This is a genomic window from Microbacterium sp. MMO-56 (genome assembly GCF_037146215.1).
Classification (GTDB): domain Bacteria; phylum Actinomycetota; class Actinomycetes; order Actinomycetales; family Microbacteriaceae; genus Microbacterium.
Genome location: NZ_JBBCVW010000009.1, coordinates 67525 through 92924, shown reverse-complemented (window position 1 = coordinate 92924; position 25400 = coordinate 67525). Strand labels below are relative to the sequence as shown.

The 25400-nt window shown below is 71.0% G+C and carries 21 protein-coding genes; 8 read left to right on the top strand and 13 right to left on the bottom strand.

Annotation, left to right across the window (positions count from 1 at the left end; translation table 11 throughout):
* Positions 1 to 61: 61 nt before the first annotated feature.
* Positions 62 to 1669 carry a glycoside hydrolase family 68 protein gene (locus WFI00_RS10125; protein ID WP_336631921.1) on the bottom strand — a complete coding sequence of 536 codons (1608 nt, stop codon included), beginning with the start codon at positions 1667 to 1669 and terminating at the stop codon, positions 62 to 64.
* 244 nt (positions 1670 to 1913) lie between these two features.
* On the opposite strand from WFI00_RS10125, the gene WFI00_RS10120 reads away from it, so the two are divergent.
* The 3 genes from WFI00_RS10120 to WFI00_RS10110 are packed head-to-tail and all read left to right on the top strand — an operon-like array spanning position 1914 to position 5790.
* A complete protein-coding gene (locus tag WFI00_RS10120; RefSeq protein WP_336631920.1) occupies positions 1914 to 3008 on the top strand; it encodes a choice-of-anchor L domain-containing protein in 1095 nt (364 codons plus the stop codon).
* Complete coding sequence (locus tag WFI00_RS10115; protein ID WP_336631919.1) at positions 3005 to 4123, top strand: hypothetical protein; 1119 nt, start codon at positions 3005 to 3007, stop codon at positions 4121 to 4123. The genes WFI00_RS10120 and WFI00_RS10115 overlap by 4 nt, the downstream gene beginning before the upstream one ends.
* Positions 4120 to 5790 carry a glycoside hydrolase family 32 protein gene (locus WFI00_RS10110; RefSeq protein ID WP_336642358.1) on the top strand — a complete coding sequence of 557 codons (1671 nt, stop codon included), beginning with the start codon at positions 4120 to 4122 and terminating at the stop codon, positions 5788 to 5790. Before WFI00_RS10115 ends, WFI00_RS10110 begins: the two co-directional genes overlap by 4 nt.
* Position 5791: 1 nt before the next feature.
* Here the strand turns inward: WFI00_RS10110 and WFI00_RS10105 are convergent, their stop codons facing one another.
* From WFI00_RS10105 to WFI00_RS10070, 8 genes are all read right to left on the bottom strand, one after another.
* Positions 5792 to 6766: a LacI family DNA-binding transcriptional regulator gene (locus tag WFI00_RS10105; RefSeq protein WP_336631917.1), complete on the bottom strand. Its 975-nt coding sequence runs from the start codon at positions 6764 to 6766 to the stop codon at positions 5792 to 5794.
* 89 nt (positions 6767 to 6855) lie between these two features.
* Positions 6856 to 8856, bottom strand: a complete 2001-nt coding sequence (locus tag WFI00_RS10100; RefSeq protein WP_336631916.1) for a glycoside hydrolase family 32 protein — start codon at positions 8854 to 8856, stop codon at positions 6856 to 6858.
* Positions 8857 to 8880: 24 nt separating this feature from the next.
* Positions 8881 to 9861 (bottom strand): glycosyl hydrolase family 32, encoded by a 981-nt coding sequence (locus tag WFI00_RS10095; protein ID WP_336631915.1) that lies wholly within the window; start codon positions 9859 to 9861, stop codon positions 8881 to 8883.
* A gap of 5 nt (positions 9862 to 9866) precedes the next feature.
* Entirely contained in the window at positions 9867 to 10826 is a 960-nt protein-coding gene (locus WFI00_RS10090; protein WP_442928318.1) for a carbohydrate ABC transporter permease, read from the bottom strand.
* Between the two features lie 3 nt (positions 10827 to 10829).
* Positions 10830 to 11771 (bottom strand): carbohydrate ABC transporter permease, encoded by a 942-nt coding sequence (locus tag WFI00_RS10085; RefSeq protein ID WP_336631914.1) that lies wholly within the window; start codon positions 11769 to 11771, stop codon positions 10830 to 10832.
* Positions 11772 to 11836: 65 nt separating this feature from the next.
* Positions 11837 to 13132 (bottom strand): sugar ABC transporter substrate-binding protein, encoded by a 1296-nt coding sequence (locus tag WFI00_RS10080; RefSeq protein WP_336631913.1) that lies wholly within the window; start codon positions 13130 to 13132, stop codon positions 11837 to 11839.
* A 33-nt stretch (positions 13133 to 13165) separates the two neighbouring features.
* A complete protein-coding gene (locus WFI00_RS10075) occupies positions 13166 to 14257 on the bottom strand; it encodes a LacI family DNA-binding transcriptional regulator (RefSeq protein WP_336631912.1) in 1092 nt (363 codons plus the stop codon).
* Between the two features lie 147 nt (positions 14258 to 14404).
* Positions 14405 to 15145, bottom strand: a complete 741-nt coding sequence (locus WFI00_RS10070) for a sulfite exporter TauE/SafE family protein (protein WP_336631911.1) — start codon at positions 15143 to 15145, stop codon at positions 14405 to 14407.
* A 54-nt stretch (positions 15146 to 15199) separates the two neighbouring features.
* On the opposite strand from WFI00_RS10070, the gene WFI00_RS10065 reads away from it, so the two are divergent.
* From WFI00_RS10065 to WFI00_RS10050, 4 genes are all read left to right on the top strand, one after another.
* Positions 15200 to 16102: a PRD domain-containing protein gene (locus WFI00_RS10065; protein ID WP_336631910.1), complete on the top strand. Its 903-nt coding sequence runs from the start codon at positions 15200 to 15202 to the stop codon at positions 16100 to 16102.
* Positions 16103 to 16244: 142 nt separating this feature from the next.
* Positions 16245 to 18122, top strand: coding sequence for a beta-glucoside-specific PTS transporter subunit IIABC (locus WFI00_RS10060; protein WP_336631909.1), 1878 nt, complete (start codon positions 16245 to 16247; stop codon positions 18120 to 18122).
* Positions 18123 to 18187: 65 nt separating this feature from the next.
* Positions 18188 to 19606 carry a glycoside hydrolase family 1 protein gene (locus WFI00_RS10055; RefSeq protein WP_336631908.1) on the top strand — a complete coding sequence of 473 codons (1419 nt, stop codon included), beginning with the start codon at positions 18188 to 18190 and terminating at the stop codon, positions 19604 to 19606.
* 121 nt (positions 19607 to 19727) lie between these two features.
* Entirely contained in the window at positions 19728 to 20546 is an 819-nt protein-coding gene (locus WFI00_RS10050) for an HAD family hydrolase (RefSeq protein ID WP_336631907.1), read from the top strand.
* A 153-nt stretch (positions 20547 to 20699) separates the two neighbouring features.
* Here the strand turns inward: WFI00_RS10050 and mmuM are convergent, their stop codons facing one another.
* Positions 20700 to 21563: a homocysteine S-methyltransferase gene (gene mmuM, locus WFI00_RS10045; protein ID WP_336631906.1), complete on the bottom strand. Its 864-nt coding sequence runs from the start codon at positions 21561 to 21563 to the stop codon at positions 20700 to 20702.
* 72 nt (positions 21564 to 21635) lie between these two features.
* Between mmuM and WFI00_RS10040 the strand changes: the two genes are divergently transcribed.
* Positions 21636 to 22496 carry a Cof-type HAD-IIB family hydrolase gene (locus tag WFI00_RS10040; protein ID WP_336631905.1) on the top strand — a complete coding sequence of 287 codons (861 nt, stop codon included), beginning with the start codon at positions 21636 to 21638 and terminating at the stop codon, positions 22494 to 22496.
* A gap of 485 nt (positions 22497 to 22981) precedes the next feature.
* Here WFI00_RS10040 and WFI00_RS10035 read toward each other — a convergent pair whose 3' ends face one another.
* The 3 genes from WFI00_RS10035 to WFI00_RS10025 are packed head-to-tail and all read right to left on the bottom strand — an operon-like array spanning position 22982 to position 25349.
* Positions 22982 to 23809, bottom strand: a complete 828-nt coding sequence (locus tag WFI00_RS10035) for an SDR family oxidoreductase (protein ID WP_336631904.1) — start codon at positions 23807 to 23809, stop codon at positions 22982 to 22984.
* Positions 23806 to 24591, bottom strand: coding sequence for an enoyl-CoA hydratase/isomerase family protein (locus tag WFI00_RS10030; RefSeq protein WP_336631903.1), 786 nt, complete (start codon positions 24589 to 24591; stop codon positions 23806 to 23808). The genes WFI00_RS10035 and WFI00_RS10030 overlap by 4 nt, the downstream gene beginning before the upstream one ends.
* Positions 24588 to 25349, bottom strand: a complete 762-nt coding sequence (locus tag WFI00_RS10025; RefSeq protein WP_336631902.1) for an SDR family NAD(P)-dependent oxidoreductase — start codon at positions 25347 to 25349, stop codon at positions 24588 to 24590. The genes WFI00_RS10030 and WFI00_RS10025 overlap by 4 nt, the downstream gene beginning before the upstream one ends.
* Between the last annotated feature and the right edge of the window lie 51 nt (positions 25350 to 25400).

Below are 25400 nucleotides of genomic sequence, written 5' to 3'. Positions count from 1 at the left end.
GCCCCTCGGGCGCGCCACAGACCCCCGGGCACGCGCCCGGGGGTCTGTGGATGCGCGACGCTCAGCGCGTCGGTCGCGGGTCCGACGTCGCGGCGATGTCGTGCGCGTAGTTCGACGGGATGTCGGCCCACCGGCCGAGCCCGTTCGAGCCGTAGGAGCGGTCGACGGTCACCGACGAGCCGGAGATGTCCACCTTCACCGTGGGGGCGAGGGTGCCGCCGCGGACGAAGTCGTCGCTCGTGCCGATCGTGTCGATGAACGACTGCACGAGGCCGCCGGGCATGACGTAGTGCGAGTACGCCTGGAACTGACCCGGGTTCTGGTTGTAGTCCGGTGCGTACGGGAAGCCGGCGGCGAAGTTGAGGTTCGACGGGCTGCCGAGCGCGAGCCCGGAGCCCCGGTTGACCGGCTCGAAGTCGCTGCGGATGCCGTCTCCGACGAAGCCGTAGACGCCCTCGGGACCGTCGACCCCCGCCGCGTAGGTGCTGCGGTGGGTGATCGTGAAGAGGTAGTACTTGCCGTCCTTGATGTAGATCTGCGGACGCTCGGTCTGGTCGTTGACGCAGTTCGCCGAGAGGATCGGCGGCAGGAACGTCCAGTCGGTCAGCGCGGCGTTGTCCGCGACGGCGAGGCCGACGTTCGCGAGCTGGTAGTGCGCGCCGCGATCCATGACCTCGTCGGCCGTCTCGGTGTACGGGTCGCCGGGTCGGTAGCCCATGTCGGCCTCGGTGCACACGCGGTCGCCGCGCACGGAGGCGGTGTTGCCCTCGAACACCATGTAGGTCTTGCCCGGGTGGGCGGGGTCCTCGAAGGTGAACGGGTCGCGGAAGTTGAAGAACTCGTTCTGCTCGCCGTTCTGGTAATAGGTGCCGTCGGCCTGCAGCATGTCGTGCTGGTCACGGAAGCCGGTCATCCACACGCCGTTCTCGTCGGCGAAGATGCGTCCCTCGCTCTGGACGATGCGCGGGTCGTAGGGCTTGCGGTTGCTGCCGTCCTCGTTGCGGTAGAACGCCACGGCCGTGTAGAAGATGCGCAGCTTGTTCCCGTCGAAGATGCGGGTCGAACCCGACCACTCGGTCTGGTGACTGAAGGACTGGTCCTCGAAGACGGCGCCGGACGCCCCATCGGGGAAGACGTGGCCGCCGTAGGTCCAGCCGCCGTTCTCGGGGCGCTCGGCGACGTCCGCCTTGCGGTAGAAGTAGCCGAGACGGGCGTAGGTGTGCCGGTCGTCGAAGCCGAGGCTGCGATCGGCCACGAGCGAGAAGACGACCTCCCAGCCCTTGAAGCTGGGCTGGTCGCTCGTGCCGTCGGTGAGGGTCCAGCTGTCCCAGACCCAGACCTGACCGTTGCTCATGTCCGGGAAGTCCTGCGGGACCGTCGGCATCGTGTACTCCTCGGGCAGGGAGTTCTCCCTCGAGGGCGCCGACGGGTCGCTCATCGCCGCGATCTGGCGCGCGTCGGCGCGCGTCCACTTGGCCGTGAAGTCGTCGGCGGGGTCGTACGCCTGCTGACTGTGCGACGTCGGAGCCGGGAAGCCGGGGACCGGTTCGGGCTCGACGGCGGCGGATGCCGGCGACGCGGAGAGAAGGGTCGCAGCGGTGGCGGCGGCGGCGAGCAGGGCCGCCGCCCGCCGGAGGGAACGCCGCGGGGTGCGCGTGGTGGTGGTCACGTCTGTCTGCTTTCTGAAGGGCGTGCGGCGTGGTCGTGGACTCTCGCTGAGGAGGCTAAGGGACGGGAGGGGAATCTGTCAAACGTTTGACATACCGGCGATCCGTCTGCGACACTTCCCATGGCGGCCTCCTTCGAGGCTCCCGTGGTCCGACTCTCCGGGCACCTCTCGCCCGACCCACCTTCCACGCGCCGACGCGGCCCGCACGACACGCCCGTCGCACCCTCCACCCTTCAGGAGTGCCATGTTCACCTCCCACCCGACGCGGCGTCGCCGCGCTGTCCTGGCCGGCATCGCGCTCGGCGCGCTGGCGGTCCCGGCCGTCGCGGCGTCCGCGTCCGCCGCCTCCGACGTCCAGACGCTCGAGGCGACCTCGCTCGACACTGCCGCCGCCGCGCTGGTCGGCGACAACGTCCGCCTCGTCTCCGCACGCCTCGTACACGGTCGCGACGTGCAGGTCGGGTCCTTCTCCGGCCTCAAGCTCAGCCCCGCGATCGGCTCCGGACTCGCACTGACCACCGGATCGCTGCGCGCGGCAGATCCGGCCGCGTCCGCCGACGTCGACTTCTCCCGCTCGGCGCTGACCGGCTCCAACGAGAAGGCGACGACGACGGGCGACCTCGGGGGCGCCGGCTCCGCGGAGCTCACGGCGCTGACCGGATCCACGACGTACGACGCGGCTCAGGTGGCGCTCACCGTGGTCCCGTCCGGCGACACTCTGTCAATCGTTTACCAGTTCGGCAGCGAGGAGTACCCCACCTGGTCGCAGAGGGAGTACACCGACGCGCTGGGCATCTTCGTGAACGGCACCCTGTGCTCGCTCGTCGGGTCCGAGCCCGCCGGGATCGCGACCGTCAACGAGACGGCGCAGGCCGCGTCGTTCGTCGGCAACCTCGACGGCTCGCACCCCACCGAGATGAACGGGTACACGACCGCACTCACCTGCACCGCGCCCGTCCAGCCCGGAGCGGAGACCACGATCGTGGCGGCGGTGGGCGACACCCTCGACGGCCAGCTCGACACCACCCTCCTCCTCGCCGCGCGCGGCATCGCCTCGACTCCCGGGTCGGCGACGCCCCACCCCACGTCCACTCCGACCTCGACCCCGACCGATCCGTCGACGACCCCCTCGGAGACCCCGTCCACGGTCCCCTCGGCGACGACCGGTGCGACCGGCGCCGCCGCCGCCGGCCCGTCGACCCCGGGCGGCCTCGCGCGCACCGGTGGCGACGGCGGTCTGCTCCTCGCCGCCATCGCCGGGGGCTCGCTGCTGGCCGCCGCGGGAGCCGGGCTGGTCGTCCGCAGCCGACGCCGTGCCGCGGACGCGGACGCATCATGACGACCGCCGCGCGACGCACGCTGCAGTCCGGCTTCGCCGCGCTGCTCGTCGCCGGCGCGGTCGCCTGCGGCACCCCCGCGTGGGGTGCCGCAGGCTCCGCCCTGCCGGCCGAGACCTCGACGACGATCACCCCCGAGGCGACGACCACCGACGTCTCATGGACCCTCCCCGACGGCGCCCTCCCCGGCGACACCGTCACGCTCTCGCTGCCCGACCACGCCGGCGGAGTCCTCGCCGACGGACGATGGATCTCCGCCTCCGGCGCCGTCGTCGGCGACGCGACCCTCGAGGCGGACGGCCGGCTCTCGATCCTGCTCACCGACGCCGCCGCCGACCCCGCCAACCGGTCGGGTGAGACCGTGGTGACGACCGTGGGCACCGAGACGCCCGGCGAGACCACGAGCGCACAGTTCTCGCCGACGGGCACCCTGCCGGCGGGCGAGGTGCCGGGCGAGTTCCACGGCACCGTCGACAGGACCGACGCGAGCAAGTACGGAGCCTGGGTGCCGGGCGAGCCGCGCATCCAGTGGACCATCGAGACCCCGCGGGGCCCGTGGGACCAGGTGACCGTCGCAGACCCCGCCCCGGTCGGCTCGCAGGTCGACTGCAGCGCGGGCATCGGCGTCCGGTCCACCACGCGCACCGCGCCCGACACCGGCTACCTCATCGATCTCGCCCCCGTCGCGGCCGAGCGCGTGTCGACGACGTGCGATGCGACCGGCATCTCGGTGACGGTGGCCCCGGTCGCGCTCGACGAGATGCTCGAGGTGCGCTTCCTCGCCGACGTGACCGATGCGACCGCGGACGCCGCGAACACGGCGGAGGTGAGCGCCACCCGCACCGGCGAGCCCGTCGTCGAGCGGACCACCGACCTGCGCCCCGCGCCGATCGAGCCCACCCCGACGCCCACACCCACACCCACCCCGACACCCACACCCAGCGAGCCGACGCCGAGCGAGCCCACCCCGACCCCGAGCGAGTCCACCCCGCGCCTGCCGGCGACCGGTGGAGACCAGGCCGCCGCAGCCGCGGCCGGCACGGCGGGCGTCCTCGCCCTCATCGCGGGCGGGATCGCGCTCGGCCTCGCCCGTCGCCGAGGAGGAGCCTCCGCATGACCGACACGTCCGACCCGACCGCCGCGACGACCCGGCCCGTGCGTCGCCGGGCGCTCGTCGTCCTGCTCGCGGGCATCGCGACGGTCGCGGTCGGCGTGCTCGTCTTCACGCTGTCGCTTCCGCCGCAGTCGGCACCCGAGCCGACCGCGCCGCCCACCGCGGCGCCCGCGCCGGAGGCGCGCACGTTCGAGCGCCCGGCCTCATGGGAGCAGTACCGCCCGTCCTACCACGTCACACCGCCCGCCCACTGGATGAACGATCCGCAGCGGCCGATCTACGTGGACGGCACCTGGCACCTGTACTACCTGTACAACGCCGACTACCCCGACGGCAACGGCACGGAGTGGTACCACGCGACCTCCGACGACCTCGTGCACTGGCACAACGAAGGCGTCGCGATCGAGAAGTACCGCAACGGCCTCGGCGACATCCTCACCGGCAGTGCCGTGGTCGACGAGGAGGGGACGGCCGGATTCGGCCGCGGCGCCGTGGTCGCCCTCGTCACCCAGCAGGACGACGGCGTGCAGCGCCAATCGCTGTTCGGCTCGACCGACGGCGGCTACACGTTCCAGCCCTACGCGGGGAACCCGGTCATGCAGAACCCCGGCGTCGTCGACTGGCGCGATCCCAAGATCATCCGGGACGAGGCATCGGGTCGGTGGGTCATGGCGCTCGCGGAGGGGTCGCGCCTGGGCTTCTACACGTCTGCCGACCTGATCTCGTGGACCTACACGTCGGACTTCGTCTCCGATGCGCTCGGCCTGCTCGAGTGCCCCGACCTCTTCGAGATGGTCGACCCCGCGACCGGGCGACGCACGTGGATCCTCGCCGCGAGCGCCGATGGCCGCGCGGAGGGCCGCACGACCGGACTCGCCTACTGGACGGGCTCCTGGGACGGCGTGCGCTTCACGGCCGACGACCCCGCACCCCAGTGGCTCGACGACGGTGCGGACTTCTACGCCGCCGTCACCTGGGAGGACCCCACGCGCCCCGGCGCCTCACGTCTGACCGAGCGCTCCGCGCTCGGATGGATCAACAACTGGGCCTATGCCCGCGATCTCCCCACCCGCGACTGGCAGGGAGGGACGCTGTCGGTGACCCGCAGCATCTCCCTGACCGAGGTCGACGGGCGGCTCCGACTGCGGTCGCGTCCGGTCGATGCGTTGCGCGCGCTGGAGGGGGATGCCGTCGTGGCATCCGCGCACGACATCGCACCGGGCGCGATCGCACCCCTCGCCGTGCAGCCGAGCTCTCCCGCCTACCGGATGCGGGTGTCGTTCGCACGGCCGGACACCGGCGAGCTGCGTCTGCGTCTCGGCGACGACGGCGCGCACGCCGTCACCGTCGGCTACGACGCGGACCGCGGCGCCGCGTTCATCGTCCGCGACGACACCGTCGCGGCGACGTTCCCCGCCGTCTACCGCGCCGTGCAGACCGACCCGGCGGCGGACGCGGATCGCGCCGGCCGCCGCGCGACTCAGGAGATCGTGACGATGGACGTCCTCGTCGACGCCTCCAGCGTCGAGGTGTTCCTGAACGACGGCTCCTCGCTCACGAGCGCCATGTACCCCGTCGACACCGCGACGGTGACCGCCGAGACCGTCGGTGCGCCCTTCCGGATCGAGGATCTCTCCCTCGCCCCGATGGCGACCGCCATCACCGACTGAGTCAGGTGGTCCAGCCGAGCCGCAGCTCCACCGGGAGCGGCGGCTCGGCTGTGGGCGCGGCATCCGGGTCCGCGATGCGGTCGACGAGCAGCTGCGCGGCCCGCGCGCCCAGACGACCGATCGGCTGGCCGACCGTGGTGAGTCCGGGGACGCCGAGGCGGACGGCGGCGGATCCGTCGTAGCCGACGATCCGCACGTCGCCCGGCACCGACCGCCCCGTCTTGTGCGCCCACTCGAGCGCCATGAGGGCGGTGAGGTCGTCGGTCGCGAAGACGCCGTCGGCACCGCTGTCGGCGAGCCAGGTCTCGACGAGGGCGCGTCTGTCGTCCATCGGGGTCGCGTAGCCGTAGGCACGCACCCGCGGCTCGCGTCCGTGCGCGCCCATGACCTCCCGGTACGCCGCGGCGCGGTCGTTGCCCGCGTGATCGGTCGCGGTGATCAGGATCGGGGAGAGCGCCCCGCGGGCCAGTAGGTGCTCCGTCGCGAGGCGTCCCCCGGCGCGGTTGTCGCTGCGGACGACGGGTATGTGCGCGCCGAGCCGACGGTCGACCGCGACGATCGGTAGCTCGGCGCGGTCGTACCCCGCGACGTCGCGGTTGTGCGTCGAGGTGATCACCCCGTCGACGCGGTTGGCCTGGAGCAGATCGAGGTACTCCGCCTCGCGGCCGGCGTTCTCCTGGCAGTCGCACAGCAGCGCCTTGTAGCCGTGGGCGGCGAGTCCGCGTTCGATCGACGAGACGAGCTCCCCGAAGAAGGGGTCGGCGACGGTCGGGACGATGACGCCGACGAGCCCGGACTTCCGGCCGATGAGCGAGCGGGCGATCGCGTCGGGCCGGTATCCGAGCTCGTCGATGGCCGCGTTCACGCGTCGGCGCAGGTCGTCGCTGAGGTACCCGCGGTTGTTGAGCACGCGCGAGACGGTGGTCACCGACACGCCGGCGCGCGCGGCGACATCCTGCAGCTTGGGCCTGGCCACGTCGTCCCTCTCCGGCATCGGTGCGCGCGGGCGTCCGGCTGACCTCCCGCGCGCACCCTCGACGCTAGCCCATCGGCTCGCCCTCCCCGTCAGTCGCTGAGCACGACGTGGTCGACCATGAGATGCCCCCACGCCCCGGTCGCGTCGTCGAGGACCTGGAACTGCGCCGTCTTCCCGGCGAGGTCGCGCAGGTTCCACGTGACGGGGCGGAGATCGGCCGAGTCGTCGCCGGTCGCGGTGCGCACGGGCACGCCGTCGACGAGGAGCTGCACCGAGGTGGCCGGCTCCACGCCGAGCGGATGCCTCCCGCCCGCGATCAGGAAGTGCAGCGCGTTCCGGTCGATCGTGAACGGCGGCGAGGTGAGGACCCCCGTCGCGGCGTCCGACCCGGCGAACGTGTCGGCGACACGGGCCCCCGCCTGCCCGCGCAGGTCGCTCGTCGTCGGGCCGATCCCGGCGAGCGACCCGGTGGCCGTCCACCCCGCCCCCCACGCGTCGCCCTCGAAGTCGGCGAGGAGGCGGGCCGGTCGCTGCGCGAGGTCGGCGAACTCGGTGATCCGCAGGTCGCGGAACACCGCAGCGCCGCCCGAGGTGTAGAGGGCGAGGCCCCGGTCGCCCGCCGGTGCGAACACCTGGCTCGAATGCGTGTAGCGCCCGTCGCCGACGAAGACCTCGACCGTCGTGCGGTCGACGAGGATGCGCAGCTCCACGGTGTCGGTGCCGTCCACGGGCGTCCGGCTCTCGACCTTCCACGAGTCGGGGCGACCGGTCTGCGCGCGGTTGAGGTACGCGTAGTCGCGCGTGAGCCCGGCATCGGCGTGCCGGCTGCCGTCCGCGGAGCGCCGCAGCTGGAACCCGACGTTGTCCGCTTCCTGCCGCGAGATGCGCGTCGTGATCTCGTACGCGTCGCCGCGGTAGGCGAGCTCGGTGAACCCGTCGACGCGGACGTCGCCGAGCGTGGTCGTCCGCGTCGCATGGTCCTGCAGGGCGTCGACCGGGGCGGAGAGCAGGCTGTACCCCTCGCCCGTCCGGGCGAGGCGGATCTCGCGCGTGATCGAGTCGGTGCCGGTGAATCCGTCCTGCGGCCAGGTCGGGGCGCCGTGGGCGTAGTCCCAGTTGTTCATCCACGCGATCGCGAGGCGGCGGTCCAGCGGCGCGGCCGGGTCCTCCCACGTCACCGCGCCGTACCAGTCGAACCCGTGGTCGAGCCACTGCGGCGCGGCGACGTCGGGCACGAAGGTCGAGCCGTCGAACGATCCCGTCCAGTAGGCGAAGGTGGCGGGCTCGTTCGTCGCGTAGCCGTTCGCGCTCACGCCCATGACCCAGTGGGACGTGCCGTCGTCGGCGCGGATGCGGAAGAGGTCGGGGCATTCGATCGTGCCGATGCCGGCGTTGACGTACTCCCCCGTCCGCGTCCAGTGGTGCAGGTCGGGCGAGGTGTAGAAGGAGACCCGGTCGCGCTCGGCGATGAGGGCGACCCAGCGCCCTCGGTCGGCGTCCCACACGACCTTCGGGTCGCGGACGTCGCGTCGCCCCTCCCCGGGGATCACGGGCTGATCGCCGTCCGGGCGGAACGTCCGCCCACCGTCGACGGAGTACCAGAGGAACTGCGCCTGCTGCCCCGACGCGTCGAGCTTCTGCGCCGCCGTGGGGTGGTCCATCTGCGTCACGAGCATCACGACGGCGCCCGCGCCGAAGCCGGCGGTGTTCGCGTGGTCGACGACCGCCGAGCCCGACCAGAGGTCGTAGTTGGCGTTCGTGCCCTTGGCGGCGGCGACGCCCTGGTCGGCGAACGCGACGGCGTCGCTGCTCGTCGCGAGGCGCCACTCGGTGCCGAAGTTGGCCCGCGGGTTCGCGTCGTAGTCGGAGTTGTACAGGTAGTAGTAGTGCAGGACCCCGTCGATCACGACCGGCCGCTGGGGATCGTTCTTCCAGTGGTCGGGCACGGTGAAGTGGTACTGCGCCCGCAGGGTCGGCGACGCATCGTCGGCCGTCGCCGGCGTCACGGCGAGAGCCGCGGCGCCGGCGAGGGCGAGAGCGAGGCCGGCGGCGAGCGCGCGGCGACGCGTCGGGTGGTCGGGATGCGTCATCGGATCCTTCTCCTTCTCTGCGGGTCAGACGGGTGCGGGCGCACCCTCCAGGCGGGCGTCGTCGACGACGGTGAGGCGGTCGTCCACCCAGGCGACGGGCATAGGGTCGGTGACCCCGCCGACGAACGCGCCCTCGCCGTCGAGGTGACGGAAGGCGAACAGCAGCCACCGGCCGTCGTCGCGGCGCCGCAGCAGCCGCCCGACGTAGAGGCTCTCATCGGTGATCGGGTAGGCCGCGTCGATGTCGAACGGCCCGAGCAGGCTCTCGGCCGGGACGGCCCACGTGCCCCCGCGCTCGGGCGCGCGCGCGGGCATCCCGTGCTCGGCGAGGCACGAGAACAGCAGCACGGGACGTCCGTCGACGACCTCGACCTGCGTCACCTCGAGCTGACCGAAGCCCTTCTCGCTCGGCGCGGTCAGCGGCGGTCGCAGCTCCCACGTGCGCAGGTCCGGGGACCAGGCGTGGCCGACGACACCGCGCCCGAACACCGGCCCTTCGGGGGCGCGCGCGGTGACCAGCATGTGCCACCCGTCGCCATCGGGGTCGGGGAAGACCCACGGATCGCGGAAGGCCTCGTCGTGCCAGGCGCCGCTGTCGATCGTCTCGTACCAGGGCGCGGCGGCCTCGACCACGGACTCCGGAGCCTTCGTCCAGACGACGAGGTCGGGCGAGGTCGCGTAGCCGACGCGCTGGATGTTCTTGCCGCCGTCGGCGAGGGTCGAGCCCGTGTAGAAGAGGTACCAGAGCCCGTCCGCGCCGCGGACGGTCGAGCCGGTCCAGGTGGCGAGGTCGTCGAACGACCCCGCCTCGCCCCGCACGAGCGCATCGGCCACGCGCGTCCAGGTGACGAGGTCGTCCGAGACCGCGTGGCCGACGGATGCCCGGTAGTGGCGGGCCTCGGGGTCGTGGAGAGCCCGCGAGGCGTAGAGGAAGAACAGGTGGTACCGCTCGCCGTCGTCGGCGAACCAGTAGTCCCAGACCCAGGAGGAGGAGAGGTCGAACATGCGGCTCAGCCCTTCACACCGCTGGCGGCGATGCTGCTCACGAACGCCCGCTGGAAGACCAGGAAGACGAGCAGCACCGGGAGCGTGATGAGCGAGGTGTACGCCATCACCTCTCCCCACGCCGTGTTCAGCTGGAAGAAGTACTGCATGCCGACCATCACCGGACGCAGACCCTCCTTCTGGACGACCATGAGCGGCCAGAGGTACTGGTTCCACGCCGGCAGGAAGGTCAGGATCGCGACCGTCGCGAAGGCCGGCCCCGACAGCGGGACGATGATGCGGCGGTAGATCGTGAACCAGCTCGCCCCGTCGATGCGCGCGGCCTCGTCGAGGGACGCGGGGATCGTGGAGAAGTACTGCGCGAACAGGAAGATCGAGAACGCGTTCGCGATGAAGGGGACGATCTGCACCTGGTAGGTGTTCAGCCACCCGAAGTCGTACTTCAGCACCCCGCCCTCCATGACGAGGGTCGGCAGCTGGGAGACCCAGTAGACCATCGGCACGGCGATCGTCTCGAAGGGCACGATGAGGGTCGCGATGATGAGGGCCATCACCACGACGCGCCCCTTCCAGCGCAGACGCGACAGCGCGAATCCGGCCATCGAGTTCACGATCAGCCCCAGCCCCACCGTCAGCACGGTGACGAGCACGGAGTTGAACATGAACTGCGCGACCGGCACCCGGTCGAACACGCCGAAGTAGTTGTCGAGGCTGATGTCCCCCACCGGCAGGAATGCCGCGGGCGAGTTGACGTCCTGCAGGATCTGGCTGTCGGGCTTGAGGCTCGAGACGAACATGAACACGAGCGGGAAGAGGAACGCGATGCCGAAGACGCTCATCGCGAGGTAGTAGAAGATCGAGCCGATGCGGCGATTGCGCCGTTCGCTCACGGGCTTGCGGCCGCGGCGCGGCCGGCCCGGGAGAGCCCCGGACGGCGGGGCCGTGAGGGTCTGGGTGGCGGTCATGGGTCAGTCCTTGTCTCGCGTGAGCCGGCGCTGGATGAGCGCGATGATGAGCACCGCGACGAAGAAGATCAGCGAGATCGCCGCGGCGTATCCGATCTCCTGCTGCTGGTACCCCTTGCGGACGGCGTGGTAGACGATCGTCGAGGTCGATCCGGTCGGGCCACCCTGGGTCATCACGTCGACCTGGACGAACAGCCCGAGAGCGGCGATCGTGATGGTGATGAGCACGAAGATCATGGTGGGACGCAGGCCGGGCCACGTGACGCTCGTGAACTGGCGCCAGGGGCTCGCGCCGTCCATCTTCGCCGCCTCGTACAGCTCCTCGGGGATCGTCTGCAGCCCGGAGAGCCAGATGATCATGTGGAACCCGACGGCCTGCCAGATGGACAGCACGATGATCGCGGGGAGCGCCGTCGTCGGGTTGTTGAGCCAGTCCACGCTCTGCCACGCCCCGAAGGTGAGCGTGTCGATGAACGAGTTGATCAGCCCGTCCTTCTGGTACATGAACTTCCAGAGGATCGAGACCACGACGATCGAGGTGACGACCGGGATGAAGAAGATCACGCGGAAGGCGGTGACTCCGCGCATCCGGCGGTTCACCAGGACCGCGAGCAGCAGTCCGAGGCCGGCCTGTACGGGCACGACGACCAGGGCGAACAGGAACGTGTTCCATGCGGACTGCAGGAACATCGGATCGGCGCCGAACGCCCGGGCGAAGTTGTCGACGCCGACGAAGCGCGGCGGGTTGGGCGAGATCAGGCGGGCGTTGGTGAACGAGAGACCGAACGCCAGCAGCACCGGGATCACGAGGAACAGCACCAGCAGGATGCCGGCCGGCGCGATCATCGCGAGGCCCGCCCAGGTCTCGCGGCCGCGGATGGAGCGGAATCGGCCGAGGGCGCGTCGCGGCTTCTCGGCCGCGACGATGGCAGAGGACACAGTCATGAGAGCTCTTCTCGAGGTCGGTGCGGGGAGTGGGCGGGGAGGTTCCTCCCCGCCCACTCCGCGGGTCACTTCTTGAAGCCGTATCCGTCGTTCGACGCGATGTTGGCGTCGATCTCGCTGACGGCCTGATCCAGCGACGACTTCACGTCGGCGCCGTTCATGATGTCCTTCGCGGCGGTCTCGAACGTGGTCGAGATCACGGCGTAGGCCGGCGTCTCGGGACGCAGCACCGCGAACTTCTGGGACAGCTCGACGAAGGGGCGCAGGACGCCGCCGTCGCCGAAGTACTTCGACGCCTGCGCGGCCGACTCGGTCGCGGGGATCACGATCTGCTGGTCGGCGAACTGGGTGATGTACTTGTCCTGGAAGCTGAACTCGAGGTACTTGCGGGCGCCCTCGGCGTCGTTGCACGACTTCGAGATGGCCCACTGCCACGAACCGCCGCCGATCTTGGGGCCGTGGCCGAGGTTCGGCGGGGGCAGGATGACGAGGTCGTCGCCGACCGCGTCGACCGAGGCCAGCGCGTTCCAGACACCGGTGTAGCTCAGCGCCACCTTGTCGTCGACGAACTCCTGGTTGCCCACCGTGCCGTTCGCGTTGGCGTAGCCGTCCGTGAAGAGCTTCTGGAACCACGTGCCCCAGGCGACCGCGTCGGGTCCGTTGAGGGCTCCGTCGGCCGTGAGCATCGTCTTGCGGTCGATCAGGTCGCCGCCGAAGCTCTGCAGGAGCGGGGAGTAGGCGTACGGCCACCACTCGCCCTTGTCCTCGGCTCCGATGTCGATCGGGGTCTCGTAGCCGGCGGCCTTGAGGGTCGCGAGGGCCGCGTCGAACTCGTCCTCGGTCCAGGGCTGGTCGACCGTGGGGATGCGGATGCCGTTCTTCTCCAGCACGGACTTCCGGGCGAAGATCGACAGCGCGGCGTCCCAGTAGCCGGCGGAGTAGATCTCGCCGTCCCACTTCCCGACGGCGGTCGGCAGCAGCGAGTCGGTGATCTTCGTGTCGATGCCGAGGGGCTGGAGGTAGCCGGCCCACGCCCAGTTGGGCATGATCGGGCCGTCGAGGTCGAGCAGGCACGGCAGGTCGCCGGAGGCGGCGGCCGCGACGACGGCGTCGTTGTATGCGCCCTGCGGGAAGGACTCCTCGACGACCTCGTACTGGTCCTGCGACGCGTTGAAGTCGGAGATGATCTGCTGGTAGACGGCGAGTTCGGCGGGGTTTCCGGCCGAATGCGTCCACATGGTCAGCTTGGTCTTGCCGTCCTCCGTCTTGCTGTCACCGGTGCCGGCCTGACCGCAGCCGGTCAGTGCCAGCACTCCGACGAGCCCCGCCGCGGCGAGGACCGACACGGATGTGCGCTTCATTGTGGTTTCCTATTCTTGTGACCGCGGTGTCGGTCACCGTTCGGGGGTCGCTGAGTGCGACCGCTCTGTGTGTGACGTCCGTCGCCGGCTTGGTTTGGCGACTAGCGCCGGCGGCGGACCAACGGAGTCTCGTCGGATGACGGGACACTCCATCTGGTGCGTGGCATCCGTCTCCCCCGCGCGGATGCCGAGCGCGACCTCCATCGCCCATCGCCCCATCTCGTAGTGGGGCAGGGCGACGGTGGTCAGGGGAGGGTCTTGTTCGGCCGCGATGAGCTGCTGGTCGTCGTAGCCGATGATCGAGATGTCCTCGGGGATGCGCAGCCCCCGGGCGCGGACCGCCATATAGGCACCGGCGGCCATGCGGTCGTTGAAGCAGAAGATCGCCGTCGGCCGCTGCTCGTCGGGCAGATCGAGCAGCTGCGAGACGGCCTGGCGCCCCCCTCGCGCCGAGACCTCGCCCTCCGCGTAGAGCGCGGGGTCGGCGGCGACGCCCGCCTCGGCGAGCACCGACAGGTAGCCCTCGAAGCGGAGATCGGCCGCGATCGGGCGATCGACCGTGTCCGCCGTGTTGACGAAGGCGATGCGGCGGTGACCGGCTCCGACGAGCTCGCGGGCGGCGGCCGCGCCGCCGGCGCGATCGTCCGGGACGACGCTGCGGAAGCCGGGCACCTCGGGCGTGCAGTCCAGGAACACCGCGTCACGGGGCAGGCCTTCCGGCACCCGCACCACCCGATGCCACATCGACGCGTAGATGGTCGCGTCGACCTGCTGCGCGGCCAGTGCCCGGATGGCCGCGCGCTCCACGTCGGCGTCGCCCTCGGTGTCGACGAGGAAGACGAGCTGGCCGTGGCGGCGCGCGACATCCTGCGCACCGGCGAGCATCCGACCCGCGTACGGGGTCGTGGCGATCTGGTCGGAGATGAGTCCGACCGTGTTGGTGCGCTGCTGGCGGAGGCCGCGGGCGAGTGAGCTGGGAGCGTATCCGACGGCGTCGGCCGCGGCGCGCACGCGCTCCCGCGTCTCCTGGGAGATCCGCGACGGCGCATCGTTCAGCACGAGGGAGACCGTGGTCACAGACACGCCGGCCGCAGCCGCGACGTCTGAGATGCGCACCCTCGCCATGTCATCACTTCCCCGTGATAAATCGATTTAACACCTGGAGTGATTATTGAGCACGGATCGGCGGACGTCAAGCTCTCACGGAATTCGTGTCGGACGGTCGCGCAGCGACGGCTTCCTCGCCCTCCCGATGGCGACCCTGCATGCGCGTCAGCGCGGGAGGAGGAGGAACAGTGAGCCGACGACCGTCAGGATGATCACGATGCGGTCGAACAGACGCTGATCCACACGCCGCGCGAACATCCGCCCAACGAAGGCGGCGGCGATCACGGCCGGCACGAGCACCAGCGCCGTGAGCGCACCGCTGGGCGTCAGAAGACCGAGCCCGATCGAGAACGGCAGCTTCGCCAGATTGACCGCCGCGAAGAACCACGCCGAGGTGCCGAGGAAGGCCTGCACGGGGAAGCGCGCCGCGAGGAAGTACATCGACATCACCGGGCCCGCCGCGTTCGCGACCATCGTCGTGAAGCCCGCGACGCCCCCGTAGGCATGGGCGACGAGAGGTCCCCCACCATCGCGCACCGCGCCCGCGCGTCGGCGCCAGAGCGTCACCGCCACGACCCCGAGCAGGAGAACGCCGATGGTCACGCGGACGAGGCCGTCGGAGGCGAACGCGAGGAAGACCGCCCCCGCGGCGAGCCCGACGACGACCGCGGGTGCCATCCGCGCGATCGTGCGCCAGTCCGCGTGCCGACGGTAGCTGATCAGCGCGAAGGCATCCCCGACGATGAGCAGCATCAGGATGGTGCCCGTCGACTCCTTCGCGGGAAGGACTGCGGCGAACAGCACGACCGCGAGGGTGCCCGCACCCGGCAGCGCCGCCTTGGAGAGACCGACGACGACGGCACCGAGCGCAAGCACCGCCCAGGCGCCGAGCGTCAGCTCAGGCACGAGAAGGGTTCGCGGGCGGTCACTCCGCCACGCTACCGCTCTAGACTTCTGGGCATGAGCAGCCCCGACGAGGCGGCATCCGGAGCCGTCATGCACGGCCTGGCCGCGCACAAGGTGCTCAACAACAACGTCGTCATCTCCGTCGACGAATCGGGCCGCGAGCGCGTGCTCATGGGCCGAGGTCTCGGGTTCGGCCTGAAGATCGCCGATCCCGTCGACCCCGCCAAGGTCGAGAAGACCTTCATCCTCGACACCGGCGCGGAAGGCGAGCGCGAGCGCCGGCTCCTCACGGACGTCCCCTACGCCATCGTCGAGGCCGTCACCCGCGCGGTCGACCGCGCCGAGCGCACCCTCGGACGCTCCCTCGGCCGGCGCCTCGCCGTGCCCGTGATCGACCACATCGCGTATGTCCTCGAGCGGCTCGACCAGGGCCTGCGCATCCCGACGACCTCCATGCCCGAACTGCGGGTGCTCCACCCGCACGAGTTCGCCGCGGCCGAGCAGATGACGCAGGAGATCGCCGACCAGCTGCACCGCGAGCTGCCCCCCGAAGAGGCGGTCTTCCTCACGATGCACCTCCTCAACGCCACGCGCGACGAGCCCAACGGCACCGCGGCGCTGCTCTTCCGCCGCGTACAGCACGTCGTCGAGGTCGTCGAGCAGGGCCTCGGGGTCACGCTCGACGTCGAGAGCCCCGACTACGCCCGCTTCATCCTGCACGTGCAGTTCCTGCTGCAGCGACTCGTCAGCCGGACGATGCTCTCGAGCGGCGACACGTCGTTCTTCGAGTTCGCCACGCACAGCTACCCCGCCTCGTACGCGATCGCGCGCGACGTGAAGGCCTACGTCGACGGCGCGACCTCGGCGGAGCTCACCGACGAGGAAGTGCTCTACCTCATCGTGCACGTCGAGCGGCTGAAGACGCAGATTGGTGCGACGGGCGACAACATGCGCTAGCATGGAGCCAGATCTCCGGATCGTTACCGCATCAGCGGGCGAAACCTGGACTCACCGAATGCTCCGGCATTCACCGAGTCCAGGTTTTTTTGTTGCCCGGGCACGGAGGCCCGAGCGCCCTCAACAAGGAAAGGCGAATCCGATGGCGGATTACGCGAAGACCGCGGCCGGCGTGCTCGCCGGCGTCGGCGGCGAAGACAACGTCAGCTCCCTCGTCCACTGCGCGACGCGGCTGCGCTTCGTCCTGAAGGACGAGAGCAAGGCCGACGGCGCCGCGGTCAAGGCGACGCCCGGCGTCATCACGGTCGCCCAGGCGGGCGGTCAGTACCAGGTCGTCATCGGCAACGACGTGCCCGAGGTGTTCGCCGAGATCGGCAAGATCTCGCGGTTCGGCGGCGGCCAGGAGGGCAACAGCGAGTCGTCCGGCCCGAAGGGCAACCTCTTCAACCGCTTCATCTCGATGATCTCCTCGATCTTCACCCCTGCCCTCTGGACCCTCGCCGGCACGGGCCTGCTGAAGGCGTTCCTCTCTGCGGCGGTGACCTTCGGCTGGATCGACCCGGCGACGTCGACCTACATGGTGCTGAACGCGCTGTCCGACGCCTTCATCAACTTCCTGCCGATGGTGCTCTCGATCACCGCCGCCCGCTACTTCAAGGCGAACGAGTGGACGTCCCTCGCGATCGCGGGAGCCCTCGTCTACCCGACGATCGTCGCGGCGAACGGCCAGCCGGATCTCACGTTCTTCGGCATCCCCTTCACGATGGTCAGCTACATCTCGAGCGTCATCCCGATCATCTTCATCGTCTGGCTGCAGAGCTACGCCGAGAGGTTCCTCTACGCGAAGCTCCCCGCCGCGATCCGACGGTTCGTCACGCCGATGATCGTCGTCCTCATCGCCGTGCCCCTGGTGTTCCTCGTCGTCGGCCCGATCTCCGACCTGCTCTCGCGCACGATCGGCGGCGGGGTCGGCTGGATCTTCACCGCCGCCCCGTGGCTGGGTGGTGCCGTCATGGGCGGCCTGTGGCAGGTCTTCGTGATCTTCGGTCTGCACTGGGGCTTCGTGCCGCTGTTCCAGATCGAGCTGCAGACGACCGGCCAGATCTTCCTCCTCGGACCGCTCTTCGCCGCCGTCCTCGCCCAGGCCGCGGCCGTCGCCGGCGTGTGGGTGCGCGCCCGCAACAAGAACCTGAAGTCGCTCGCCGCCCCCGCGACGCTCTCCGGCTTCCTCGCCGGCATCACCGAGCCCGCGATCTACGGCATCAACCTGCCGCTCAAGCGCCCCTTCGCGTTCGGTGTGGTCGGCGGCGCCCTCGGCGGTGCGATCATCGCGCTCGGCGGCGTGTACTCGACCGCCTTCGTGGTGCCGTCCGGCCTCGCGCTCACCGCCCTGCTCGGCAACGGCAACATGGTGATGCTGGGCCTCGGCCTCCTCGTCGCGATCGTGCTGCCGTTCGTGCTCGTCCTGGTGGTCGGCTTCAAGGAGCCCGCTGACGCCCCCGCGACCGAGGTCGCCGGCACCGACGCCGCGAACGACGTGGACGTCCTCGCCCCCCTGGACGGCACCGTCGTGCCGCTCAGCGAGGTGGCCGATGCGGCGTTCGCGGACGGCTCGCTCGGGCAGGGGGTCGCGATCCGCCCGCGCTCCGGTGCGGTCTATGCGCCCTTCGACGGCACCGTGGTCGCAGCCTTCCCCACGGGGCACGCGTTCGGACTGCGCCACGCCGACGGCGCCGAGGTGCTCATCCACATCGGCCTCGACACCGTCAAGCTCGGCGGCGAGCACTTCACCGTGAAGGTCACGTCGGGGCAGCAGGTGAGCGCCGGCGACCTGCTCGTCGAGTTCGACGGCGACGCCATCGAACGCGCCGGGTACGACCTGACGACCCCCGTGATCGTCACGAACCCCGACCTCTATCCGGCCATCGCCTCCGCCGCATCCGGCCCGATCGCGCACGGCGACCCGCTGTTCACGGCCGTGTCCGTCGACTCTGTCGCGGCGGGCTCGACCACCCTCTGATCCCCTCGGCGGGGGCCCCGAGCGTGCGACGGGCCCCCGCCGATCCGCAACGAAGGAGACACCGCATGTCCACTCCCACCCCCTTCCCCGACGGATTCCTCTGGGGCGGCGCGACCGCCGCGAACCAGCTCGAGGGCGCGTACGACCAGGACGGCAAGGGCCTGTCGGTCCAGGACGTCATGCCGCACGGCCTGATGAGCCCGCGCACCGCCGAGCCCACCCCGGAGAACCTGAAGCTCGTCGGCATCGACCACTACCACCGCTTCGCGGAGGACATCGCCCTGTTCGCCGAGATGGGCTTCAGGACCTACCGCTTCTCGATCGCGTGGAGCCGCATCTTCCCCCGCGGCGACGAGGAAGAGCCCAACGAGGCCGGGCTGGCGTTCTACGACCGCCTCCTCGACGAGCTCGAGAAGCACGGCATCGAGCCGCTCGTGACCATCTCGCACTACGAGACGCCGCTGCATCTCGCCGAGACCTACGACGGCTGGTCCGACCGACGGCTCATCGGGTTCTACGAGCGCTACGCCCGCACCCTCTTCGAGCGGTTCGGATCGCGCGTGAAGTACTGGCTCACCTTCAACGAGATCAACTCGCTGCTGCACGCGCCGTTCATGTCCGGCGGGATCAACACCCCGAAGGACGAGCTGAGCGAGCAGACGCTGTACCAGGCGATGCACCACGAGCTCGTGGCATCCGCCCGCGCCACCCGCATCGCGCGGGAGGTCGCACCGAACGCGCAGATCGGCTGCATGGTCCTCTCGATGCCGACCTATCCGCTCACGCCCTCGCCGGCCGATGCGGTCGCCGTCATGGACTTCGACCACTCCAACCTCGTCTACGGCGACGTGCACACGCGCGGTGCGTACCCCGGCTACTTCCTGCGGACCCTCCGCGAGAAGGGCATCGAGCTGGAGATCACCGACGAGGACCGCGACGACCTCACGAACACCGTCGACTTCGTCTCGTTCAGCTACTACATGTCGGTCGCCCAGACCGCCGACCCCGAGAAGAAGGTCGCCGGCCAGGGCAACATCATGGGCGGCGTGCCGAACCCGACGCTCGAGGCGAGCGAGTGGGGATGGCAGATCGACCCGGTGGGCCTGCGGCTGGTGCTCAACCAGTTCTGGGACCGCTGGCAGAAGCCGCTGTTCATCGTCGAGAACGGTCTGGGCGCGAAGGACCAGCTCGTGGAGGTCGACGGCGTGAAGACCGTCCTCGACGACTACCGCATCGCGTACCTCAACGACCACCTCGTGCAGGTGGGCGAGGCGCTGACCGACGGCGTGGACGTCCTCGGCTACACGTCGTGGGGCTGCATCGACCTGGTGTCGGCCTCCACCGCGCAGCTGAGCAAGCGGTACGGCTTCGTCTACGTCGACCGCAACGACGACGGATCGGGCACCCTCGACCGGTACAAGAAGAAGTCGTTCGACTGGTACGCGGAGGTCATCCGCACGAACGGCGCCTCGCTGCAGGCCTGATCACCGCCGGAGCGGGCGCCGTCGGCCATCGCGCCGGCGGCGCCCGCCCCGCATCCCCCACCTCTTTTCGTCCGCTTTTCGTCCGTCCCTCGTCCGTCCCTTTGGCCCACCCGGAGAACCCATGAGCACCGCCCCCGCCGCCTTCCGCCGACGCGCAATCTTCCTCGATGTCGACGGCACGATCATGCAGGACGGCCACTACATCCCGTCGTCCGCCGTGGCCGCCATCCGGGCCGCACGCGCGAACGGTCATCTCGTGTTCTTCAGCACGGGCCGGGGCATGGCCGAGCTGCAGGGCGAGGTCGGCGAGATCGGCGTGGACGGCGCCGTCACCAACGGCGGGGCGTTCGCCGCCGTCGGCGACGAGGTCATCGCGGCGACGCTGTTCGCCCCCGAGGACGTCTCCCGGCTCAAGCGCCACCTCGAGGCCGCCGGCATCCACGGCTACTTCCAGTCGTTCGACCAGATGTTCGCGAGCCAGGGCCTGCCCGAGCTGCTGACGGAGCGCTTCACCCGCGCGGGACTGCCGACGAAGGTGTTCCACGACTATGAGGGCTTCGACGACACGAAGATCGCGAAGCTCGTCTTCCTCACCGACGACGAGGACGCCGCCGCCCGCACGCTCACCGAGCTCGGGGCCGAATTCGAGGTCGTGAGCGGCACGATCCCGGTCGCCTTCCGGGCCTCGGGCGAGGTCGCTCCGCGCGGCGTCCACAAGGGTGCCGCGATCCTCGCCCTGCTCGCCCACCTCGGCATCGACCCCGCCGACGCGATCGGCATCGGCGACAACTGGAACGATGCCGAGATGTTCGCGGTGTGCGGGCTGTCGATCGCGATGGGGAACGCCTCCCCCGAGGTGCAGGCCCTCGCCGACGAGGTGACCACCGCGATCGACGAGGACGGCATCCACGCCGCGTTCCTCGCGCACGGCCTCATCTGATCGCTCCTCCGATCCGCGGCGCCTGTGGAGCGGGTGCGAGGCCGCGGCCGCGCGGCCGTGGTGCGGCTGCGCGGCCGCGGTGCGACCGAGGTGCGGCTGCGCGGCCGTGGTGCGACTGCGCGGCCGAGGTGCGACCGCGGGGCCTCGGCCGGGTCACTCCGACGAGTCGACGAGCGTCCGGATGTGCGCGGGTGTCGTGCGGCAGCACCCGCCGACGAGCCGCGCGCCCGCGGAGATCCACTCCCGGGCTGACTCCGTCGGGATCCCGCCCGACCCGGTCCACACCCGTTCCCGGGCATCCCATACCTCGCCGCTGTTCGGATACGCCACCCCCGCGACGCCCGCCGGCCGCGCGGCGAGGGCGCCCGCGACCAGGTCCGGAGGGCAGCAGTTGACGCCGACGGCGACGATCCCGGGCGCCGCGGCGGCCTCGTCGAGACCGCGCGCGAGCTCGACGCCGGCGAGCGCCGTGCTGGAGCCGGACAGGCTGATCCAGACGGGCAGGTCCGGCCGGCCGAGGCCTTCGAGCTCGCGCACGAGAGCGGTGACCTCGACGCGATCGGGGATCGTCTCGACGGCGAGCGCATCCGCTCCCGCGTCGGCGAGCACCGCGAGGCGGCGGCGGTGGAAGCGGCGGAGGGTCTCCAGGTCGATGCCGTCGTAGCCGGTGTACTCGCTCCCGTCCGCCCGCACCGCACCGAAAGGGCCCACGGACGCGGCGACGAACGCAGCGCCCGCCTCTCGCGCCAGTCGGACGCTGCGCCGCAGCAGAGCGACGACCTCGTCGTCGTCGATCCCCTCGTCGAAGGCGAGCTGGTACGAGCTCGTCACGATGACGTCGGCGCCCGCGTCGACGAACTCCGCGTGCGCAGCACGCACCGCATCGGGATCGTCGCGCAGCAGCCGTGCCGACCACATCCGGCCGCCGAGGTCGTGCCCGCGCGCCTCGAGCAGGGTGCCGAGGCCGCCGTCGAGAACCAGCGGACGCCTCCGGAGCGCGGCACGCAGATCTGCCATGGCGCCCACGCTAGCGGGCCGGCACTCCCGCCGCGGACGAGTCACCCCCGCAGACCGGGGAGAATGGATACCGTGACTGACATCGACTCCCGCCGCCGCATCGTGTTCATCGACATCGACGGGACGATCCTCGAGCACGGATCACGGATGTCCTCCTCGACGCCCGCCGCGATCGCCGCCGCCCGGGCGAACGGCCACCTCGTGTACCTGTGCACCGGCCGGTCGGCGGGCGACATCAACCCGCGCGTGCGCGAGATCCCCGTCGACGGCGCGATCACCAACGGCGGCGCGTTCGCCGTGCGGGGCTCGGAGCAGATCGTCGCGCATCCGATGCCGCGCCCCCTCGTCGACCGGATGGTCGCGTACTTCGTGGAGCACGACGCCCATTACTTCCTGCAGACGGACCAGACCGTCTACGTCAGCCCCGGCGTGCTCGCCTACGCCGCCGAGTTCCGCCGTGCCGCGCATCCGCCCGTCGACGGCGTCGACGACCGTGCCGCCGAGGCGGCGGACACCGATCTGCTGAACCACTACCGTCCGCTCGACGAGGTCGACCTCGACGCGGTCGTGAAGGCCACCTTCCTCAGCACGTCGAGCGACACCCTCGACCGTGCGGCGGACGAGCTCGGCCCGGACTTCCACGTCATCCCGGGCTCGATCCCCCTCCCCGGCGGCTCGAACGGCGAGATCTGCCAGCAGGGCGTCAACAAGGGTGCGGCGATCCTCGAGGTCCTCGACGCGCTGGGGATGGATCCCGCCGACGCGGTCGGCATCGGCGACAGCTGGAACGACGTCGAGATGTTCCAGACCGTCGGCACCGCCGTCGCGATGGGCAACGCGGACCCCGAGCTGCAGGCGATGGCCGATCTCGTCACGACGGGCGTGCTCGACGACGGCATCCACAACGCCCTCCGCCGCCTCTCCCTCATCTGACCCTCCCGCCCCCGCCCCGCCCCTCCCTTCGCGCCGCCCCGCCTCGCGCCTCCCCGCCCTTCGCGCATCCCACACTCCGCCGAGTGTCCACGACGCGCGGCGAGAGCGACGCGTCACCCCGCGGGTCGTGGACACTCGGCCGCCCATGACGCGACCGCGGGGCGAGACGCGACCACGGGGCGAGACGGGACCGCGGGGCTTGACGCACGCGACCGCGGAGCGGGGTGCGACGGCGGGCCGCCGATCCCCCTGCGTGCCTGGCGCCCCTCACGCAGATCCAAGCCTCCACCCCCCGCCGAGTGTCCACGACGCGCGGGAAGAGCGACGTGTCACCCCGCGGGTCGTGGACACTCGCCCGCCCGAAACGCGACCGCGGGGCGAGACGAAGGCCGGCTGACACGCGACCGCGGGGCGAGACGCGACCACGGGGCGAGACGCGACGGCGGCGCGGAGCGCAACGGCGTGAGCGGGAGCGGCGGGGGGGGTCAGAGGAAGATGTCGGGGAAGAGCTCGGCGTCGGGCGTCCCCGGCGTCGCGGCATAGCCGGAGAAGTCGGTGACCCCGGCATCCCGCAGCACCTGCTCGACGATGAGCGTCTGGCCGGTGCACTCGCGCGCCGGACGCGTGAGCACCTCGTACGCGGCATCCGCGTAGACCTCGGGTGTGCGGCTGACCTTCATCATCCGGTCGCCGCCGAGAGCGAACTGCACGGCCGCGGTCGCGATCGTGGTCTCCGGCCACAGGGTGTTCGCGGCGATGCCGTCCTCCGCGAACTCCGCGGCCAGGCCGAGGGTCGCCATCGTCATCCCGTACTTCGCGAGTGTGTACCCCGTGTGCGCGCCGAGCCACCGCGGTGTGATGTTGAGCGGCGGCGACAGGGACAGGATATGCGGATTCTCGGCATCCTTCAGGATGGGCACCGCGGCACGGCTCAACATGAACGTGCCGCGCACGTTGACGTCCTGCATCAGGTCGTACTTCTTCGCGGCGAGCTCCAGGGTCCCCGAGAGATCGATCACCGACGCGTTGTTCACGACGATGTCGATGCCGCCGAACTCGCCCTGGGTCTTGAGGACGGCCGCGGTGATGTCGTCGTCGTTGCGGACGTCACCGACGATCGGCAGAGCCCGCCCTCCCGCCGCCTCGATCTCGGCGGCGGCGCTGTGCACCGTGCCCTCGAGCTTCGGATGCGGCGTGTCGGTCTTCGCCAGCAGGGCGATGTTCGCGCCGTCCCGCGCGGCCCGCAGCGCGATCGCGAGGCCGATGCCGCGGCTGCCGCCCGACATCAGGATGGTCTTTCCGGCGAGCGTCATGCGTCTCCTCTGTCGCGGGTGGTCCGGGCGGATGCCGCGGCGAAAGCTGCGACGCGTGCCTTCGCCGCGGGGGTGTCGAAGCTGCCGCCGATCGTGCGGGCTTCATCGTCGAGGTTGTCGGCGAAGCTGCGGCGCGCTCCGGCGCGGATGAGTCGCTTCGCCTGCCCGAAGGCGCCGGTCGCACCGTCGACCCAGAGCCGGGCCAGCTGCTCGGCGCGCGCGGCGGGGTCGTCCGCGATCTCGGTGATGAGGCCCCAGTCCAGCGCCGTGGCCGCATCGATGGTCAGGTCGTCGAGCAGCATCCGCAGGGCCCGGGTCTGTCCGACCGCCGCGGGCAGCAGCGTCGAGACGCCCAGGTCGGGCGTGAGGCCGATGTTCGCGTACTTGCTCACGAATCGGGCGCGATCGGCGGCGACGACGTAGTCCGCGGTCAGCATGAGACCGAGCCCTCCGCCGGCGACGGCTCCCTGCACCGCGGCCACGACCGGGATGTCGGAGTCGACGAAGGTCCGGATGCCGTCGTGGATCACGCCTGCCATCGCCGTGATGTCCGCACCGGTCGAGCCCGACGCCGCCATCTCGACGACGTCGCCCCCGGCGCAGAAGGCCGGCCCCGCGGCATCCAGGATGACCGCGCCCACCGACGGGTCCGCCGTGATCTCGTGGGCGAGATCACGCCACAGCGTGCCCATCTCGAATCCCATCGCGTTCAGCGACGCGGGCCGGTTGAAGGTGAGCCGCGCGAGCGCCCCCTCGCGGGTGTGGACGATCGAGCCGCTCATCTCGGCGCCATCCGGATCGCGCCGTCGAGGCGGATCGTCTCGCCGTTGAGATAGCCGTTGCGGACGATCTCCGCGACGAGGCTCGCGTACTCGTCGGGCCGCCCCAGCCGGGCCGGGTACGGCACCTGCTGGCCGAGGCTCTCCTGCGCCGCCTCGGGCAGCCCCGCGAGCATCGGCGTCTCCATGATGCCCGGAGCGATCGTGCAGACCCGGATGCCGTGTCGCGCGAGCTCGCGCGCGATCGGCAGCGTCATCGCATGGACCCCGCCCTTGCTGGCGGAGTAGGCGGGCTGACCGATCTGGCCGTCGAACGCCGCCACCGAGGCGGTGTTCACGATGACGCCGCGATCTTCGCCGCCACCGGGCTCCTGACGCGCCATCACCGCCGCGGACTGGGCGATGACGTTGTACGTGCCGACGAGGTTGACGCGCACGATGCGCTCGAACTGCGCGAGGTCGGTGGGCCGTCCCTCGCGATCGAGGACCTTCGCGGGCGGCGCGATACCCGCGCAGTTCACCACGACACGCAGCGGGCCACGATCCGCGGCGGCATCCACCGCCGCGGCGACCTGCGCGGGGTCGGTGACGTCGGCGACGGCGAAGGTGCCGCCGAACTCCTCCGCTCGCTCCGATCCCGGAGACGAGGGCAGGTCGACGATGACGACGTGGGCGCCGGCGTCCGCCAGGCGCCGGGCGGTGGCGAGTCCGAGGCCGCTGGCCCCGCCGGTGACGAGCGCGGATGCGCCGGCGATGTCCATGGTTTCTCCTTCGACGTCCGGACTGCTCACGCCACGCGAGCGGAGCTTGCT

Excerpts from the sequence above, each read along its gene's own strand:
- WFI00_RS10025 (WP_336631902.1), bottom strand. The coding sequence starts at position 25,349 with ATGGACATCGCCGGCGCATCCGCGCTCGTCACCGGCGGGGCCAGCGGC.
- WFI00_RS10065 (WP_336631910.1), top strand. The coding sequence starts at position 15,200 with ATGAGCAGCCCCGACGAGGCGGCATCCGGAGCCGTCATGCACGGCCTG.
- WFI00_RS10120 (WP_336631920.1), top strand. The coding sequence starts at position 1,914 with ATGTTCACCTCCCACCCGACGCGGCGTCGCCGCGCTGTCCTGGCCGGC.
- WFI00_RS10060 (WP_336631909.1), top strand. The coding sequence starts at position 16,245 with ATGGCGGATTACGCGAAGACCGCGGCCGGCGTGCTCGCCGGCGTCGGC.
- WFI00_RS10110 (WP_336642358.1), top strand. The coding sequence starts at position 4,120 with ATGACCGACACGTCCGACCCGACCGCCGCGACGACCCGGCCCGTGCGT.
- WFI00_RS10095 (WP_336631915.1), bottom strand. The coding sequence starts at position 9,861 with ATGTTCGACCTCTCCTCCTCCTGGGTCTGGGACTACTGGTTCGCCGAC.
- WFI00_RS10115 (WP_336631919.1), top strand. The coding sequence starts at position 3,005 with ATGACGACCGCCGCGCGACGCACGCTGCAGTCCGGCTTCGCCGCGCTG.
- WFI00_RS10030 (WP_336631903.1), bottom strand. The coding sequence starts at position 24,591 with ATGAGCGGCTCGATCGTCCACACCCGCGAGGGGGCGCTCGCGCGGCTC.
- WFI00_RS10100 (WP_336631916.1), bottom strand. The coding sequence starts at position 8,856 with ATGACGCATCCCGACCACCCGACGCGTCGCCGCGCGCTCGCCGCCGGC.
- WFI00_RS10080 (WP_336631913.1), bottom strand. The coding sequence starts at position 13,132 with ATGAAGCGCACATCCGTGTCGGTCCTCGCCGCGGCGGGGCTCGTCGGA.
- mmuM (WP_336631906.1), bottom strand. The coding sequence starts at position 21,563 with ATGGCAGATCTGCGTGCCGCGCTCCGGAGGCGTCCGCTGGTTCTCGAC.
- WFI00_RS10055 (WP_336631908.1), top strand. The coding sequence starts at position 18,188 with ATGTCCACTCCCACCCCCTTCCCCGACGGATTCCTCTGGGGCGGCGCG.
- WFI00_RS10090 (WP_442928318.1), bottom strand. The coding sequence starts at position 10,826 with ATGACCGCCACCCAGACCCTCACGGCCCCGCCGTCCGGGGCTCTCCCG.
- WFI00_RS10075 (WP_336631912.1), bottom strand. The coding sequence starts at position 14,257 with ATGGCGAGGGTGCGCATCTCAGACGTCGCGGCTGCGGCCGGCGTGTCT.
- WFI00_RS10085 (WP_336631914.1), bottom strand. The coding sequence starts at position 11,771 with ATGACTGTGTCCTCTGCCATCGTCGCGGCCGAGAAGCCGCGACGCGCC.
- WFI00_RS10035 (WP_336631904.1), bottom strand. The coding sequence starts at position 23,809 with ATGACGCTCGCCGGAAAGACCATCCTGATGTCGGGCGGCAGCCGCGGC.
- WFI00_RS10050 (WP_336631907.1), top strand. The coding sequence starts at position 19,728 with ATGAGCACCGCCCCCGCCGCCTTCCGCCGACGCGCAATCTTCCTCGAT.